Annotated in this window: 17 protein-coding genes; 7 read left to right on the top strand and 10 right to left on the bottom strand. The window is 60.2% G+C overall.

All coding sequences use genetic code 11. The features are described from left to right. Nucleotides 1-30: 30 nt before the first annotated feature. The gene (locus tag ACQZ40_RS22440; RefSeq protein ID WP_065657331.1) at nucleotides 31-531 is read right to left on the bottom strand and encodes a YciE/YciF ferroxidase family protein; all 501 of its coding nucleotides are present in this window, start codon (nucleotides 529-531) and stop codon (nucleotides 31-33) included. 172 nt (nucleotides 532-703) lie between these two features. Between ACQZ40_RS22440 and ACQZ40_RS22435 the strand changes: the two genes are divergently transcribed. Beyond that, nucleotides 704-1,189, top strand: a complete 486-nt coding sequence (locus ACQZ40_RS22435; protein WP_065657330.1) for an MgtC/SapB family protein — start codon at nucleotides 704-706, stop codon at nucleotides 1,187-1,189. 6 nt (nucleotides 1,190-1,195) lie between these two features. Here the strand turns inward: ACQZ40_RS22435 and ACQZ40_RS22430 are convergent, their stop codons facing one another. Genes ACQZ40_RS22430 through ACQZ40_RS22405 form a run of 6 tightly spaced genes read right to left on the bottom strand, consistent with a single transcriptional unit; the run spans nucleotide 1,196 to nucleotide 5,073 of the window. Beyond that, entirely contained in the window at nucleotides 1,196-2,422 is a 1,227-nt protein-coding gene (locus tag ACQZ40_RS22430; RefSeq protein ID WP_448748670.1) for an NAD(P)/FAD-dependent oxidoreductase, read from the bottom strand. 18 nt (nucleotides 2,423-2,440) lie between these two features. After that, entirely contained in the window at nucleotides 2,441-2,851 is a 411-nt protein-coding gene (locus ACQZ40_RS22425) for a TIGR02588 family protein (protein WP_125146711.1), read from the bottom strand. 7 nt (nucleotides 2,852-2,858) lie between these two features. Continuing rightward, the gene (locus ACQZ40_RS22420) at nucleotides 2,859-3,719 is read right to left on the bottom strand and encodes a TIGR02587 family membrane protein (RefSeq protein ID WP_125146712.1); all 861 of its coding nucleotides are present in this window, start codon (nucleotides 3,717-3,719) and stop codon (nucleotides 2,859-2,861) included. A gap of 53 nt (nucleotides 3,720-3,772) precedes the next feature. Next, the gene (locus ACQZ40_RS22415) at nucleotides 3,773-4,213 is read right to left on the bottom strand and encodes a PPC domain-containing DNA-binding protein (protein ID WP_174046064.1); all 441 of its coding nucleotides are present in this window, start codon (nucleotides 4,211-4,213) and stop codon (nucleotides 3,773-3,775) included. Nucleotides 4,214-4,272: 59 nt separating this feature from the next. Continuing rightward, on the bottom strand, nucleotides 4,273-4,833 hold the full coding sequence (locus ACQZ40_RS22410; RefSeq protein ID WP_142781042.1) for a type 1 glutamine amidotransferase domain-containing protein: 561 nt from the start codon (nucleotides 4,831-4,833) through the stop codon (nucleotides 4,273-4,275). 18 nt (nucleotides 4,834-4,851) lie between these two features. Continuing rightward, nucleotides 4,852-5,073: a hypothetical protein gene (locus ACQZ40_RS22405; protein ID WP_065657507.1), complete on the bottom strand. Its 222-nt coding sequence runs from the start codon at nucleotides 5,071-5,073 to the stop codon at nucleotides 4,852-4,854. 292 nt (nucleotides 5,074-5,365) lie between these two features. Here ACQZ40_RS22405 and ACQZ40_RS22400 point away from each other — a divergent pair, with 292 nt between their 5' ends. The 3 genes from ACQZ40_RS22400 to ACQZ40_RS22390 are packed head-to-tail and all read left to right on the top strand — an operon-like array spanning nucleotide 5,366 to nucleotide 9,127. Beyond that, complete coding sequence (locus ACQZ40_RS22400) at nucleotides 5,366-6,196, top strand: N-formylglutamate amidohydrolase (RefSeq protein WP_448748669.1); 831 nt, start codon at nucleotides 5,366-5,368, stop codon at nucleotides 6,194-6,196. After that, nucleotides 6,193-8,070: a flavohemoglobin expression-modulating QEGLA motif protein gene (locus tag ACQZ40_RS22395; protein ID WP_448748668.1), complete on the top strand. Its 1,878-nt coding sequence runs from the start codon at nucleotides 6,193-6,195 to the stop codon at nucleotides 8,068-8,070. Before ACQZ40_RS22400 ends, ACQZ40_RS22395 begins: the two co-directional genes overlap by 4 nt. 10 nt (nucleotides 8,071-8,080) lie before the next feature. Then, nucleotides 8,081-9,127 (top strand): glutathione synthase, encoded by a 1,047-nt coding sequence (locus ACQZ40_RS22390; RefSeq protein ID WP_080857707.1) that lies wholly within the window; start codon nucleotides 8,081-8,083, stop codon nucleotides 9,125-9,127. A gap of 3 nt (nucleotides 9,128-9,130) precedes the next feature. Here the strand turns inward: ACQZ40_RS22390 and ACQZ40_RS22385 are convergent, their stop codons facing one another. Both ACQZ40_RS22385 and ACQZ40_RS22380 read right to left on the bottom strand, forming a co-directional pair. Next, a complete protein-coding gene (locus ACQZ40_RS22385; RefSeq protein ID WP_338808535.1) occupies nucleotides 9,131-10,153 on the bottom strand; it encodes an NAD-dependent epimerase in 1,023 nt (340 codons plus the stop codon). A gap of 86 nt (nucleotides 10,154-10,239) precedes the next feature. Next, nucleotides 10,240-11,571 carry a UDP-glucose dehydrogenase family protein gene (locus ACQZ40_RS22380; RefSeq protein WP_078052652.1) on the bottom strand — a complete coding sequence of 444 codons (1,332 nt, stop codon included), beginning with the start codon at nucleotides 11,569-11,571 and terminating at the stop codon, nucleotides 10,240-10,242. Nucleotides 11,572-11,955: 384 nt separating this feature from the next. On the opposite strand from ACQZ40_RS22380, the gene ACQZ40_RS22375 reads away from it, so the two are divergent. Beyond that, entirely contained in the window at nucleotides 11,956-12,843 is an 888-nt protein-coding gene (locus ACQZ40_RS22375) for a DMT family transporter (protein ID WP_174037347.1), read from the top strand. 104 nt (nucleotides 12,844-12,947) lie between these two features. Next, on the top strand, nucleotides 12,948-13,928 hold the full coding sequence (locus ACQZ40_RS22370) for a glutathione S-transferase family protein (protein WP_174037349.1): 981 nt from the start codon (nucleotides 12,948-12,950) through the stop codon (nucleotides 13,926-13,928). Nucleotides 13,929-13,940: 12 nt separating this feature from the next. Here ACQZ40_RS22370 and ACQZ40_RS22365 read toward each other — a convergent pair whose 3' ends face one another. Further along, a complete protein-coding gene (locus tag ACQZ40_RS22365; protein WP_080857710.1) occupies nucleotides 13,941-14,843 on the bottom strand; it encodes a LysR family transcriptional regulator in 903 nt (300 codons plus the stop codon). Between the two features lie 202 nt (nucleotides 14,844-15,045). Between ACQZ40_RS22365 and amaB the strand changes: the two genes are divergently transcribed. Continuing rightward, nucleotides 15,046-16,575: an L-piperidine-6-carboxylate dehydrogenase gene (gene amaB / locus ACQZ40_RS22360; protein WP_448748667.1), complete on the top strand. Its 1,530-nt coding sequence runs from the start codon at nucleotides 15,046-15,048 to the stop codon at nucleotides 16,573-16,575. The last annotated feature ends 112 nt before the right edge of the window (nucleotides 16,576-16,687 follow it).

The raw sequence follows: 16,687 nt of genomic DNA, 5'->3' as shown, positions 1-16,687 counted from the left end.
CCATTCCGGTTTTTGTTGCCAAGAGGGGTATCAAGCCGCTTTTTTCTCCGCGGCGGCGTTAACCGACGTTTTGGCAAGCGCGGTCAGCGCATCATCGGTTTTCGCTTCTTCCTTGAGCGTGGCATCCAGCAGTGAAACTGCTTTCGTGTGGCCCAGCTTTTCCGCCCATGCCTTCAGCGTGCCGTAACGGGCGATCTCATAGTGCTCGACCGCCTGCGCCGAGGAAACCAGGCCGGCGTCGAGGGCGGGCGTGCCCTTGAAGTCCTCCATGATTTCCTCGCCCTCGGCGATGATGCCCTGAATGGCTTCGCAGGTCTTGCCCTGCGCCCGCTTACCGATGATCTCGAACACCTCCTGCAGGCGCTCGACGTGCCCCTGGGTTTCTTCCTTATGTTTTTCAAAAGCCTGTTTCAGCTTCGGATCGGTCGCCGCCCGCGCCATTTTCGGCAGGGCTTTCAGGATCTGCCTTTCGGCGTAGTAGATATCCTTCAGCGTATCGTAAAACAGGTCGTCGAGTTTCTTCTCGGCCATTGTTCCTTCTCCCATGTGTGAAAATGCATGACGTGCGCCCATGCGCACGGGAGACAAACCCTTTGCGGCGCCCATGGTTCCGGCTCGGTTGCGCGCAACGTTTATATTGCCGCGCGGAACCAACACGCCTTTGCGAACTTAGTGTGAAGAAATTTCGGGAGGAGACGCGACAGTGCCCCAGAGCCTTGCAGAAGAATTTTCCATGAATATTTCCATCCCCTTCGAGGTGCTGCTGGTGCGTGTGTTCGGCGCAGTCATCCTGTGCGGCCTGATCGGTCTGGAACGTGAGTTTCACAAGAACACCGCCGGCCTGCGCACCAACATGCTGATCGGCCTTGCCGCCGTCACCTTCTGCGTTATCACCATTCACATGATGGAGACGATGGCGGAAGGCCATGAGGCCGCGCGGCTCGATCCTATCCGGCTGGTGGAGGCCGTGACGGCGGGCATCGCCTTTCTCGCCGCGGGTGTGGTCGTTTATACCAGAGGCGATGTCAAAGGCCTGACGACGGGCGCCAGCATGTGGCTTTCGGCGGCAATCGGCCTCTCGGCCGGCCTTGGCATGTGGCCGCTTGCTCTTCTTGCTTCGGGAATGGGCATTGTCGTCCTGTGGACGCTGCGCCGCTTACAGGTGGCGGCGGGCATCAAGGAGGAATGAACGACATCAGCCGAAGCGGAAAAGATCGGCGTCGGGGTCCTTGCCGCCATTGATGGCGGCGGCCACGATTTCAGCGGCGATCTGGCTGAAGGTGATGCCGTTGCCGCTGAAACCCATCACGGCATAGACGTTGTTCATGCCGGGCAACGCGCCAATCAGCGGCAGGCCGGTGGTGGTCGTGCCGAAGGCCGCCGCCCAGCGATATTCCGGCTTTCCCATGTCGATGCCGAGAAGCTTTTCGATCTTGCGGCAGATCGTCTCCGCCTTGGCGGCGAGCTTGCGCTCCGACTGGTATGCGGTGGGGTTTTCCTCGTCCTCGCCTCCGGCGATCATCCGCCCCTCCCGGTCGGTGCGCAGGTAGAGATAGGGATCGGAGGCCTCCCAGACGATATGGTTCTCCAGCCAGTCGGGTAGGTCGAGCCCCTTTCGGCTCGCCAGCGCCCAGGTGGAAATGATCTGGTGTTTCGGGCTCTCCAGCACTTTCAGGAATTCATAGCCGGTGCAGAAAACGACATTGCGCGCTGAAAGGATTTTGCCGTCGGCGGTGGCAAGGACAACCTCGTCGCCGAGGTTCCTGAGATCGGTGATCTCAAGCTGGGAAACAATTTCGGCGCCGGCGCCCGCCGTGTGGCGCAGCAGGCCGGCCGTCAGCTGTGCGGGATTGGCGGAGGCCGAAATATCGCTGAGGATGGCCCCGGTCCGGTGCAAGCCGTATTGCTCTCTCAGTTCCGCGGCGTTGAGGAGGCGGGCCTCGATGCCCGCTTCTTTGCGGGCTTCTGCTTCGGCCTTCAATGCGCGCGATCCCATTTCGTCTCCAGCCAGATAAAGGGCCTGTTTGCGCCTCATGCTGCAGGAAATGCCGAGCGAAGAAACGATTTCCTCCAGCCGCAGGACGGCGCGGGCGGAACGCTGCCATGCCCTGTCAGCCGCGTGCCTGCCGATCATCTTTCGAAGCTGCGTCAGCGGCGTGTCGATTTCGTGCTGGATCATCGCGGTGCTGGCGACGCTGCTGCCCATGACCGGTTCGCGCCGGTCGACGATCAACATGGATTGACCTGTCCGTTGCAGGGCGTGGGACACCAGCGCGCCACTGATACCGGCGCCGACGACGATCGTGTCGTAATGGTCCGCCTCCGGCGTGTGGCTGCTGCGGACGCCAATGCGCGGTGTATCCGCCCACACAGGCTTTGAATCCCTGAGGTCGCGTTCTTTCGTCAGTTCCGATGTCGGCATGAAATCATCCTGAAAGTGTCACGGCTCGGTATAGCCGGCGACATTGATGGTGAGCGTTGCGCTGCGGGGATCGTTGCGGAAGAAAAGCGTGCCGGTATCGCGAGACTCCGAGGCGACGTAATCGAACGTCACATCGGCGCTCTCCAGCGTTGCGCCGTTTTGCTGCAGGTCGCCGCGCACCTGCACCTGCGCCGCCGTCGTCATGGACAGGTTGCGGATGTCGAACCGCACCCGGTATTGCCCGGCCTGCGCCTCCACGCCGGTAACGGCGATTTCGAAGCGGGCATCCTCCGGCCTGTAGCGATAGATGTCATAGCCGATCCACCCCAGCATGGCGGCGACAAGGAGCGTGCAGATGGCGCCCGTCAGCCATTCCACCCAATGGGGCTCGAGGCTTTCCGTGTGTTTGCGGCCCTTGGATATCGTCATCTTGTCCTCACAGGATCAGTCGGGCAGAGGCCGCGCCGATCGAGGCGGGAACGCCGAGAATGACGGCGGCATTCATGATCTGCGACAGCGATGTGTGGTCGAGGCGCTCGAAGGTCCAGAGCGTATAGATGCTGATGGCGATGGCGATGACATATCCGGGCAGGGTGAAGCGGATGAAGGATTGCCACCACTTCTGCCCTTCGTGCAGCTGGTGCGAGCCCTTGAAGTGAAGCGCGTAGACAAAGCCATGCATGATGGCGACCGACAGCAGGCAAAGCGCCAGAATGTGATAGGGCGTCACCTTATAGGCGATCAGGATCATTTCTTCCGTCGGCGCAACATTGAGGCTGAGGAAAAGCGCGCCGACCACCATCATGAACAGTTCGTGCAGATAACCCGTCTCGCCGGAATATTCGCCCTCCTCTTCATCCTCCGCGTCGGAATGCTGACCGAGCTGGCTGCGCCCAAGCAGTGCGCCGATGCTGGCTGGAACGGATTGCAGCGCAATCTTGGCGACGATGTTGGAGGCGGTGATCTGGTCGTTCAGAATGCCGAACAGCAGCAGCACGGCGGCGCTGACAGCAATGCCCAGCCCATAGGCCGTTATCGCATCGCGCAGCGCCTGGTTCCAGGAGTGAATATTCTCGAAGCCGATGCGGCGGGCGAGAAGAAGCAGCAGCGGCAGGTTAAGAATGCAGAGCAGAAGAAGCCGCCAGGAATTGACGTAAAGACCGAGAAACCACATTTCCATGGTCATCAGCATGGGCAGGGCAAACAGCAATGCACCCGCCGTGCCGCGCGCGAGGCCGATCAGAAATTGCCCGACCTCGTCATCGTCCGCGTCTCTTCGATTGATCGCCGTCACCATGCCGCCCCCTGTCCACAGCGATAACGCAATGGCGTTTTTCCGGTTCCGTGAGTTTATTTCGCGGGATCGATGAGAGCGATGCCGAATTCCGGGCGATAGCTGCGCCGCAATTCCGCCGGTGTTTCGCGAATGACGACTTCCAGCGTAGGCCGCACCACCCCTTTTAGAAAATGGCCGCCCCTGGTGGAGCTATCGGCAAAGCCCAGAACCACATGCAGGTGCGGATTGGGCGTGTCATTCTCGTCAAGGGTGATATCGCCAAGCAGGCTTAGGACCTCGCTCTGGTCGGTGACCGGTATTTCCTTATAGTCCTGTGTCGAAAGATCGAAAAAGGCGAGTGTTGCCGTGGCGAAGGCGCCGATCGCGGTAACCGAGGCGGCGTTGATATTCTCGGCCCTGGCAAAGCGCCTGATGGCCTCGAAGGCTTCTTCCTCGGGATCGATGACGAGGATGAAGGTACGCTCCGCGCCGCTTGCCAGCAATCTGCTTTTCATGTCTTCCTCCCAAATAGAAGTGCCGCCGGAAAACCGGCGGCACGGGAATAGGGTGTGTCTTAAGCGGCGCGGCGTTCGTGGCGGCCTTCCTCGACCTCTTCCACGATCTTGGCGACGAAGGCGTCAAGATCGTCAGGGCTGCGGGAGGTAATGATCCCCTTGTCGGTCACCACCTTTTCATCCTTCCAGTTTGCGCCGGCGTTCTTGAGGTCGGTCTTGATCGACCAATAGGAGGTGGCGTCGCGGCCACGCAGGGCGTCGGCTTCTACAAGCAGCCAGGGTGCGTGGCAGATGGCGGCCACCACCTTGCCGGATTTGATGAAATCACGCACCACCCGCATCGCATCCTCGTCATGGCGCAGAACGTCCGGATTGATCTGGCCGCCGGGTAGAACCAGCGCGTCAAAATCTTCGGTTTTTACGGCCTTGGCGGATAGATCGACGGCGATGCTGTCACCCCAGTCTTTCTTGTCCCAGCTCTTGATCTCGCCCTCCTTGATGGAGGCGACCTTCACGTCTGCACCTTTGGCCTTCAGCTGGTCATAGGGCACGCGCAATTCGGAACGCTCATAGCCGTCCGTTGCGAGAATGAGGATTTTTGCAGCGTTGATGGCAGTCATGTCTGTCTCCTTTCGGGTTCAGTCTTCCTTGTCGGAATTGATGGAGGGCAGGAAAAATTCCACGTCCTTGAGCCGCTCCGCGTCGAGATTTTCGATATGCGTTTGCCAGAACCGTTCGGCTTCCGCTGGTTCGTGCTGCCATTGGCGCACGAAGGTCTTGTTGTCGTCGATCATCACCTGACGCGTGCCGCCGAGACGCAAATATTCTTCCGCAAGTCTGCGTGTTTCGGTCTTTTCCATGTCGCGGCTCCTTGTGCGTGGAAAGCGGGAACGGAGGGGTGCCGGATGGGTAAGAAGCTCGGCTGCCATTTCGTTGGCCACCGGGAGAAAACGGAAAAATCCCGATGTTCTTCAGCGCCATCGCGTCCGTTTGACACGGCGGCCCCTCCTGCTGGAACAACGTGAGCTTTCCGGTAAGGTTCCGCAGTTTTTTCGGCGGCCTCGTTGCCGGTGCCGAATGTATCGCGCGCAATTTTTTACCGGAACAAACGGGCATGTCCCGCTGTTTTATCCCCGATGCAGGGGAGGCAGCATGGCAGCCAGACAGAGCGACGGCGAACACCACGGTGACAACGACAACAAGGGTTTCTGGTCGATCGATTTCGGCAACTCACCGGTTATCGGCACGGCCATTCACGACGGTCATCGCATTAGACCGGACGTATCCGGGCTCATCGCCCTTTCCCCGGAACAGCGGCTGCGGGAGGAAGACCCTTTCACCGGTGAAATGATCGCCGGATTGACGAACCGTCTCGTCGTTCACCATTCGCGTTTCGAAATCGATCTCAACCGTGCGGCCGATCAGGCGATCTATCTGAAGCCGGAACAATCCTGGGGGCTTGAGGTCTGGAAAGAGGAGCCGGCGCAGGAGGCTATCCGGCAATCGCTCGATTTTCATGCCGACTATTATGCGATGCTGGAGACCGTGCTCTCTGCAATCGAAAGGCGGCACGGCGCCTTCGTCGTGCTGGATGTACACAGCTATAACCATCGTCGGCAGGGCGCCGCTGCGCCGCCGACGGCGCAGGCGGAGGCGCCCGATATCAATATCGGCACCTTTTCCATGGATCGCAGCCGCTGGGGCGATATCGTGAGCGCGGTCGGGCACCATTTCGCGTCAGCGACCATCGGCGGACGCCGCCTCGATGTTCGCGAGAACGTGGCGTTTCAGGGCAAAGGGGAGCAGACCCGTTTCATCCACGAAAGGTTCGCCGAAAATGGCTGCGCCATCGCGGTCGAGTTCAAGAAATTCTTCATGGACGAGTGGACGGGAAAGCCGGATGCGCGTGTGGTGGCGGATATTCGCCAAGCGATAACAGCACTTCAGCCAGTAATCGAAGAGTGCCTGAGGTCGCGGCGATGAATCTCTCTCCCGCCCGCAGCGCACCGTCGCCCATCGCCGATCTGGTCGATGATGTCGTGTCCTGCCTCGAGGCCGGCAAGGCCATCCGCCGCGATGTCGGCAAAGACGGTCGTCTGCATATCGACCGGCCGCTGCCGTTCCTCTGCCTGCATCTGACGGGCGGCACGAAAAATCTCGCCGCCCGCGATATCGCCGCCGCCCATGCCTCCTATCTGATCGCGTCGACCATTCAGGAGGCAGCGCCGCTGATCGAGGCCGTTGGCACGGTCATGCGGCAGCGCTTCGGCGCCTTCATCGTCCTCGATATCGGCGAGCTGGAGCATGACATCCTGCTGGCCGACGATTCGCCTTTCCTGCCGCATTATGAGGTTTCCGTCTCGGCGACGGCTGAACCCGAAACGCAGAATGCCCGCCGGGTCTTCATCAAGGCGGTTTGCGATGCCGAAGTGCGTTTTCGCACGCCGCGCATCACCCGGCCGGAACCGGATGCCGATCCCGTTCTGCGCTTCAAAAAAGCCGGCCTCGATTTTCCCTGTATCAGCGTGCGTTTTGCGCCGATCTACCGCCAGCCGGAATCCGGTGCGGATTATCCGGGCCTGCGGGTGACGATGATCGCCGATCTTTTCGATGCCGGCCTGCAGGCTTTTTCATCCTTCGCTTCGGGCAAGGACGCGCTCAAGGTTACCAGCCATCGGGCGCTGGGGCGCAAGGCTTTCGTCGATGCCGTCAGGCGTGCCGACCGGTCCATTGACGATATTGTTTCATCCTTCGATTTTCTGCTTTCCGTCACGCCCATCAATGCCCGCCGGGCCTTCGAGGAGTTTCGCGATGGCGGCTTTCAGTTCGCGCCGCGCCTGCTCTACCGGCCGCTCGGCGTCGATGTCGAGGAGCAGAAACGCAAGCTTTATTCCGTCGCGTTCGATCATTTGGAAGACCCGGTGCTTTATAATCTCTACCGGGAGAAACAGCAGGAGATCGATCTGCAGCTGACGATGCTCGCCAATCTGCACCATCGCACCTTCACCGATTTTTCGCGCGCCCTTTATGGCGCTGTGGAACCGACTCTCCTTCAGCTGGCGCTGCGCGTGCTTGCGGATTGCCCGCGCAGGGAGGAGACCAGTGAAATCGCCATGGTCGATTGTTACGCGGTCGCCAAGAAGTCGCGGGAGATGGTCGAGACCTATCTTGCGGAAGCCCCGGAATTCAAGGCGCGCGTTGAAATCCGCGACGACCTGCCGCCGGGCCTGATGGTGACGGGTGAGAAGCTTTTGATTTCCCGCCACACTGTCATGGAACAGCGCCGTGTCGAGGCACTGCTGTCGCATGAGATCGGCGTGCATCTTCTGACCTATTTCAACGGCTCGTTTCAGGGGCTGCGTCTCTTCCGCACCGGCCTTTCCGGTTATGAGGGCGTGCAGGAAGGGCTGGCGGTGCTGGCGGAACATCTGGCCGGCGGCATGACGCGTGAGCGCCTGCGGCTGATCGCCGGCCGCGTTATCGGCTGCGCCGCCATGCTGGATGGGGCGAGCTTCGTGGAGACCTTCCGCACCATGACCCGCGATCACGGTTTCGATGAGGCCGGGGCCTTCAACATGGTGCTGCGCATCTATCGCGGCGGCGGTCTTTCCAAGGATGCGATCTATCTGCGCGGGCTTGCTGAAGTGCTGGACCATCTGCGCAGGGGCGGGGCGCTCGATCCGTTCTGGATGGGCAAGATCGCTGCCGCCCATTTTCCGGTGATGCAGGAGCTTGCCCTGCGCGGCCTGTTGCGGCCGCCGGGCGTCAGGCCCGCATTTCTGCTGCCCGCCAAGGCCAATGAACGGCTGGAAAAAATACGGGCGGGATTATCCATTGCCGAACTGGCGACATTATAGGAGGGGCTTCATGCGTATCGCATTTTTCGTCAATTCCATCGAAACAGAGGGACCGAACTACGCGACCGGGCTGCTTGCCATGGCGGCGCTCAATCGCGGCCACGAGGTGGTCTATCTGACGCCCGGCGATTTCACATTACGCTCGGACGACAGCCTGACCATTCACGCCACCGTGCTGCCGAAGGGCAAAATCAAGAAAGGCGAGACGTTCCATTCCACGCTTCAGGACAAGGCGCTGGAGCGGCGAACCATGGATGTGGAGGAAATCGATGCGCTGATGCTGCGCAACGATCCCTCGCTCGACCAGACGACGCGGCCATGGGCGGTGCATGCCGGTATCCTGTTCGGGCGGCTTGCCGAACAGCGGGGCGTCGTCGTGCTGAACGATCCCGAAGGTCTGGCGCTCGCGCAGAACAAGCTCTATTTCCAGAGTTTTCCCGAAATCGTCCGCCCGACCACGATCATTTCGCGCAATGTCGAGGAAATTCGCGCCTTTGCCGACGCGCACCCCAAGGGCGTCATCGTCAAGCCGCTGCAGGGCTCCGGCGGCAAGAACGTCTTCAAGATCGGCTCCAGCAAAGAGACCAATCTCAACCAGATTTTCGAGGCGGTGAGCCTTGAGGGATATCTGATCGCGCAGGCCTATCTGCCGGCCGCCAAGGATGGCGACATCCGCTTCTTCATGATGAATGGCCGTCCGCTGATGCGGGACGGTAAATATGCCGCCCTTCGCCGTGTGCCCGCCAAGGGCGACCTGCGCTCCAATATCCATGCCCATGGCACGGCGGAAGCCGTGAAGGTGACGGATGAGATCGTGGCGCTTGCCGAAATGGTGCGGCCGAAGCTGGTGGAGGACGGCATGTTCCTCGTCGGGCTCGATATCGTTGGCGACAAGATACTGGAAGTGAACGTGTTTTCGCCGGGTGGCCTTTCCAATATCCGCGATCTCACGGAGATGGATTTCAGCGACACGATCATCGAGGCCGTGGAAACCAAGATCACCATGCAGAGCGCTTCCGGCGGCACCATCTCCAATCGCCTGCTGGCGACGCTGTGAGGTTTATTCCCGTAATTCGGCCGGGTGCATCGCGCGATACCAGGCGACGAGGGCCTTGATGCCCTCTTCGACCGGGGTTTGCGGCACGTAACCGGTCAATGCCCTCAGAAGATCGGGAGAGGCGAAGGTGCGGGGAACATCGCCCTGCTGCATCGGCAGCATATTGCGGATCGCGGGTTTCCCGACCGCCTTTTCGACCGTTTCAACGAAATGCATCAGCTCCACCGGCTGGCCGCCGCCGATATTGACCACGCGGAAGGGTGCGTGGTGCGACAGCGTGTCGGTGACGCCTTCCTGCGTAACACGGTTTTCCTCGGACGGGATGACCGTGCTCAGCCGGACGATGCCCTCCACCAGATCGTCGATATAGGTGAAATCGCGGCTCATATTGCCTTGCCCGTAAATATCGATCGGCCGACCGTTGGAAACGGCGTCGACGAATTTGATCGGCGCCATGTCCGGCCGCCCCCACGGGCCGTAGACCGTGAAGAAACGGAAGGCGGTGGTAGGCAGCTTGTGCAGATGGGCATAGCTGTGCGCCATCAGCTCCATCGATTTTTTGGTGGCGGCGTAGAGCGTCATCGGCTCGTCGGCCTTGTCGCTTTCCGCGAAGGGGATTTTTTCGTTGGCGCCGTAGATGGAGGAGGTCGATGCCAGCATCAGGTGCTTGACCTCAAGGCTTCTGGCGAGCTCCAGCATGTTGAACGAGCCGATGAGGTTGGAATCGATATAGGCGCGCGGATTTTCAAGGCTGTAACGAACGCCTGCCTGTGCCGCGAGGTGGATGATGATCTCAGGCTCGGCGGCCTCTGCCGCGCGCTTCAGCGCATCCGTATCTTCCAGCATGCCGATTTCGGCACGGAAGCCGTTGGAGCGGGAAAGAATGGCGTGGCGTTTTTCCTTGAGGCTGACATCGTAATATTTCGTCATGCCGTCGAAACCGGTCACGAAGTGGCCGGCGTCCAACAGCCGCTTGGCAACATAAAAGCCGATGAAGCCAGCCGTGCCGGTAACCAGATAACGCATGATGATTATATCCCGAATTCGTTGGTGCGTTTGCGGTCTGACCGAAGCGCAGAAAACCTTTTAATGAAATGGCGAAAACGAAACCTCTATGCGCCCTTGTCGGAACCGCCTTCATGCGGACGGCCGACGGCGGCATAGATGAAACCATGCGCGGCGACCTCATCCGTGCGGTAGATATTGCGCAGATCCACCAGCACCGGATGTTTCATGATCGCCTTCAGGCGCGGAAGGTCGAGCGCGCGGAACTGGTTCCATTCCGTCACGATCACCACGGCGTCGGCATCTTCCGCCGCCTCGTAGGGGCCGGCCGCGTATTCGATGTCTTCCATCAGATGGCGGGCATTCGCCATGCCTTCCGGGTCGTAACCGACCACTTTCGCACCGCCATCCTGCAGGGTCTGGATGATGGCGATTGCCGGGCTGTCGCGCATGTCGTCGGTATTCGGCTTGAAGGTAAGGCCAAGCACGGCGATCTTCTTGCCGCGCACATCGCCGCCCACCGCATTGATGACCTTGCGGCCCATGGCGCGTTTGCGGTTGTCGTTGATGGCGATGGTGGTCTCGATCAACCGCACCGGCGCATCATAATCCTGCGCGGTCTTGGCAAGCGCCAGCGTGTCCTTCGGGAAACAGGAACCGCCATAACCGGGGCCGGCATGCAGGAATTTCGGGCCGATACGGCCATCGAGACCGATGCCGCGCGAGACATCCTGCACATTGGCGCCGACCTTTTCGCAGAGATCAGCCATCTCGTTGATGAAGGTGATCTTCATCGCCAGAAAGGCGTTGGCGGCATATTTAATCAGTTCGGAAGCGCGCCTTGTGGTGAAGAGCAGCGGCGACTGATTGAGGTAAAGCGGGCGATAAACCTCGGTCATGACGGGGCGGGCGCGCTCATCCGAAAGGCCGACGACGATGCGGTCCGGCCGCTTGAAATCTTCGATGGCCGCACCTTCGCGCAGGAATTCCGGGTTGGAGACCACGGCGAAATCGGCCGAGGGGTTTTCTTCGTGGATGATACGCTCCACCTCGTCGCCGGTGCCGACTGGAACGGTGGACTTGGTGACGATGACCGTGAAACCGTCCAGCGCATGGGCGATCTCTTTCGCCGCCGCATAGACATAACCGAGATCGGCATGGCCATCGCCGCGCCGCGAGGGCGTGCCGACCGCAATGAAGACGACATCGGCATTGGCGACGGCTGCGGAAAGATCGGTCGTGAAGCTCAACCGCCCGGCCTTTGCATTGTTGGCGACAATGGTCTCCAGACCCGGTTCGAAGATCGGAATATGGCCGTTTTTCAGGGCCTCGATCTTCTCCGGCATCTTGTCGACGCAGACCACGTCATGGCCGAAATCTGCAAAACACGCGCCGGACACGAGGCCGACATAACCCGAACCGATCATCACAATCCGCATTCTTTTTCCTTTCGGTTAGCGAGGCCATGGTAACGCAGCAATATCAGCCGGGGAAATCGGCGGATGAAAATCGCATGATAATATTTAGCCGCCTTCATGCCCGCCGCCAAGCGCCACGATGAACACCGGCTAACCTCTTTCCATGACGGGGATGTGATGGCCATGGCGGGACAAATTTGCCGCACCTTGCAGCCATTTGCACCGGTCGTGTTCAATCGGGTCATTTTGCGGTTTTTCCGGCTTGCACTCATAGGTAGCCGGGTCTAGCCATAGGGCTGAGGATCAAATCTGCCAGACTGTCTGTCCCTTGAAAGGGGCGTCCGGGTCGCGTTCCACGCGGCCGGGGGATGCTTTGCATTGCGGTCGGTGTTTGGGGACGTTCAAATGCAAAAGGGTTTTCTGCTCGGTCTGTTCGCTTATGCGACCTTTTCCATGGGCGATGCCACCATCAAGTCGCTTGGATCGCAGATCAGCGTTTTCGAAATCGGCTTCTTCAGCATTCTGTTTTCCGGCATCTTCATTTTCTTCAGCAAGCCGCGCGAGGAAAGGTGGCGTGAATTCTGGCGCATGAGCCGGCCCTTCGCCGTGCACGGACGCGCCATCTCCGGCCTTTTCGCCGGTATTTTCGGCATCTATGCCTTCACCACCATTCCGCTGGCGGAAGCCTATGCGCTGATCTTCCTGTCGCCGCTCTTCGTCACCGTGCTTTCCGCCGTCGTGCTGAAGGAGAATATCGGTCCATGGCGCTGGGCGGCGGTTCTGGCGGGTATCGTCGGCGTGATCCTCGTCGTGCGGCCGGGCTTCAAGACACTCGAACTCGGGCATTTCGCCGCCATCGGCGTCGCTTTTCTGGCGGCGATGACCATCGTTTTGCTGCGCTCGCTTGCGGGCAAGGAAAAGCGCACTTCGATCATGGGCGTGCTGCTGATTTACGGCCTGACCTTCAACGGCATTGCCTCCATCCCCGAATTCGTCATGCCCACCCTGCACCAGCTATTGGCCTTCGCCTTCATCGGCCTTTGCACGGCAACGGGGCAGATCACCCTTCTGGTCGCAACCCGCATCGCGCCAGCGAGCCAGATCGCGCCATCGCATTATTCGCAAATCCTCTGGGCGGTGGCGATCGGCATGGCTTTCTTCCACGAATATCCGGATGCGGTCGCCGTGCTTGGTCTGGCCGTCATCGCCGCATCGGGACTGCTGACGATGATCCGCGAAAAGGTGAGGCTTGGCACCGTGCGCTGGAACCCGTTTTTCCGCAATCGCCTCTGAATTCACCCGTGATCGGAGACAGTGCGTCAACTGAAGCGCGGCTTGTGAAGTGGTGGCAACCCGGCCCATAAGGCTTTCATCTTTAGATGAACGGAGAGCCGCAAATGCTCGTGGATGGAAAATGGACCGCCGAATGGCATCCGGTGCAGGCAACCGACAAGAAGGGCGGCTTCGTTCGCCAGACCTCCGGCTTCCGCAACTGGGTAACGCCTGACGGTTCGGCGGGGCCGACGGGCGAGGGCGGTTTTGCGGCCGAAAGCGGCCGTTATCATCTTTACGTCGCGCTGATTTGCCCCTGGGCATCGCGCACGCTGATCGGCCGAAAGCTGAAGAAGCTGGAAGAGGTGATTTCCGTTTCCGTGGTTGAGCCGGCGCTTTCCGACGAGGGCTGGAAATTCGGCGACTATCCGGGTTCGGACCGCGATACGCTCAACGGCTTTACCTATATGCACGAGGTCTATACCAGCGCGGATCCGCATTATACCGGCCGCGCCACCGTGCCCGTTCTTTGGGACAAAAAGACGAAAACAATCGTCAACAACGAATCCGCCGATATTCTGCGCATGCTGAATTCCGGTTTCGGCGCTCTGGCCGATAATAGCGTGGACCTCTATCCAGAGGCGCTGCGCGATGAGATTGATGCTCTCAATGACCACATCTATCCGCGCCTCAACAACGGCGTTTACAGAACCGGTTTCGCCACCACGCAGGTCGCCTATGAAGAGGCGTTTGCCGATGTGTTCGCGACGCTTCAGGAGCTCGAAAACCGCCTCATATCAGGCGGACCTTTCCTGTTCGGCGATCTGCTGACCGAAACGGATGTCCGGCTTTTCGTGACGCTTGTGCGTTTTGATGCCGCCTATTATGGCCTGTTCAAATGCAATCTTCGCCGCATCGCCGATTATCCCGCGCTGCAGGCCTATATGATGCGGGTGCTGACCATTCCGGGCGTGCGCGACACGGTCAATATCGACCATATCAAGCGCGGTTATTATTCCATCAAGGCGCTCAACCCGACCCGAATCGTGCCCGTCGGCCCCGATCTTCCGGGGCTTGATGATGTTTCCCTCCGCCCTTCGAACTGAGCGGATGATGGATTACACCGGCTTGCCGACCTGATCGAGCAGCCAGGCCTGAAAGGCGCGGGCCAGCGCATTGTCCTGCCGCCCTTCCGGAAGGGCGACGTAATAGCTCTTGTCGGTCTGCAAGGGGATGTCGAAGACGATTTCGAGGCGGCCGGAGGCAAGTTCCGCCTCGATGAGATATTTTGGCAGAAGGGCAAAACCGATGCCGCTTGCGGCGGCCTCAATGATCATCGAGAACTGGTCGAAACGGCTTCCCTGATAAGCATTCTCGGCTGTCACCCCGTTCATCTCCAGCCACTCCGTCCACAGTTTCGGCCGCGTCGTCACATGCAGCAGCGGCTGCCCGGTCAGATCCTGCGGTTGGCTCACGCCGGCGCGGCGTAGCAGGGCGGGGCTTGCGACCGGCACGATCACCTCGTTGCACAAAAATGTGCAGGTGCCATGCGCCCAGACCGGTTGGCCGTAGTGAATGGCGAGATCGAACCCTTCCTCATCGAAATCGAAGGGATGCGAGCGCGAGCCGATGGTGATCGTTATTTCCGGATTGTCGTCGATGAAGCGGTGGAGGCGCGGCATCAGCCAGCGGCTGCCGAATGTCGGCAGCGTCGCGACGGAAAGCGATGCGTGTGAAGTTCCGGCCGAGACCGCGCGCACCATCAGCTGTTCGGATTGCTGCAACAGGCGGCGCACATCGGGCAGGAATTTACGCCCCGCCTCCGAAAGCACCACCCGCCTGCGGATGCGCTCGAAAAGCTGCATTCCCGTCTGCGCTTCCAGTTCGCCGATCTGCCGGCTCACCGCGCTCTGCGTGAGGTTGAGTTCTTCCGCCGCACGCGTAAAATTGCCATGCCGTGCCGCGCATTCGAACGCCTGCAGGGTAACGATGTCAGGGACCAGTCTTCTGCGCGGATCCATTCCATTCTCGCATCAACTTACCCGCTTTCCTCATTGGAAAAGGGCCATTATGCCCATATATGATTACGGGAAAGAATGGAACGGTGTAAAACGCCAGTTTCACAGAACGAATGGCAAATTCGGGGAAAGAAGAGTGACGGGAGTTGAAAGCGCCGTATCGAAACGGCCTTTCCTCCCCTTTTAAGCCAAAAGGACGATGGACATGGATGCGACCACGAAGCTCGACGTGAAACAGGAAGCCGCGGCCCTGCTCGACAGGATGGGCGTTGCCCGCGATCTTTATACCGGCGGCGATATGGCCTCCTTCAGCCCGGTGACGGGTGAACAGGTCGCAAGCCTCAAGACCGTTTCGGTCGAGGGTGTAGCAGCCGTGATCGACCGGGCCGATGCCGCCTTCAAGACATGGCGCAATGTGCCGGCGCCCCGTCGCGGTGAACTGATCCGGCTGCTCGGCGAAGAGCTGCGCGCCTTCAAGGCCGATCTCGGCCGTCTCGTGTCGCTGGAAGCGGGCAAGGTTCCCTCCGAGGGCCTCGGCGAAGTGCAGGAAATGATTGATATCTGCGATTTCGCGGTCGGCCTTTCCCGCCAGCTTTATGGTCTTACCATCGCCACCGAACGTCCCGGCCATCGCATGATGGAAACCTGGCATCCGCTCGGCGTCGTCGGCGTCATCTCCGCCTTCAACTTCCCGGTTGCGGTGTGGTCGTGGAACGCGGCGCTTGCCATCGTCTGCGGCAATTCGGTGGTCTGGAAGCCTTCGGAAAAGACACCGCTCACGGCGCTTGCCGTTCAGGGCATCTTCGAGCGCGCGGCCGCCCGTTTCGGCGATGCGCCGGAAGGTCTTTCGCAGCTGCTGATCGGCGACCGCGCGGTGGGTGAAGCTCTGGTGGATAATCCCAAGGTGCCGCTCGTTTCGGCAACCGGCTCCACCCGCATGGGTCGCGATGTCGGTCCGCGTCTGGCGAAACGCTTTGCCCGCGCCATTCTGGAACTCGGCGGCAACAATGCCGGCATCGTCTGCCCTTCCGCCGATCTCGACATGGCGCTGCGCGCCATCGCCTTCGGCGCCATGGGCACGGCCGGCCAACGCTGCACCACGCTTCGCCGTCTCTTCGTGCATGACAGCGTTTATGACCAGCTCGTGCCGCGTCTGAAAAAGGCCTATGCCTCCGTTTCCGTCGGCAACCCGCTGGAAACATCGGCCCTCGTCGGCCCGCTGGTCGACAAGGCGGCTTTCGACGGCATGCAGAAGGCCCTCGAAGCGGCGAAAGCCCATGATGGCGTGGTGAATGGCGGCGGTCGTGTGGATACGGGTGCGCCGGATGCCTATTACGTCAAGCCGGCTCTGGTCGAAATGCCGAAGCAGGCGGGGCCTGTGCTGGAAGAGACTTTCGCGCCGATCCTTTACGTGATGAAGTATAGCGATCTCGATCACGCGATAGACGACCATAACGCTGTCGCTGCTGGTCTTTCCTCGTCGATCTTCACCCGCGACATGCAGGAATCGGAACGGTTCCTGTCGTCGGAAGGCTCCGATTGCGGCATTGCCAACGTCAATATCGGCACCTCGGGTGCGGAAATCGGTGGCGCCTTTGGCGGTGAGAAGGAAACCGGCGGCGGCCGTGAATCCGGTTCGGATGCGTGGAAGGCCTATATGCGCCGCGCCACCAACACCATCAACTACTCCAAGGCGCTGCCGCTGGCGCAGGGCGTTTCCTTCGATATCGAATAATCGCTTCCTCCATAGAGAAATTGATCCATCATGCCGGCGCGGTTCCATCCGCGCCGGCATTTCTATTCGATGGGTCGGATGAGGGTGTCCGCGACGATTTGCGGAAAAGAGG

The organism is Agrobacterium sp. 16-172Ci, from assembly GCF_053522725.1.
The sequence above is the reverse complement of the archived record's forward strand: the minus strand, read 5'-3'. Positions and strand labels throughout refer to the sequence as shown.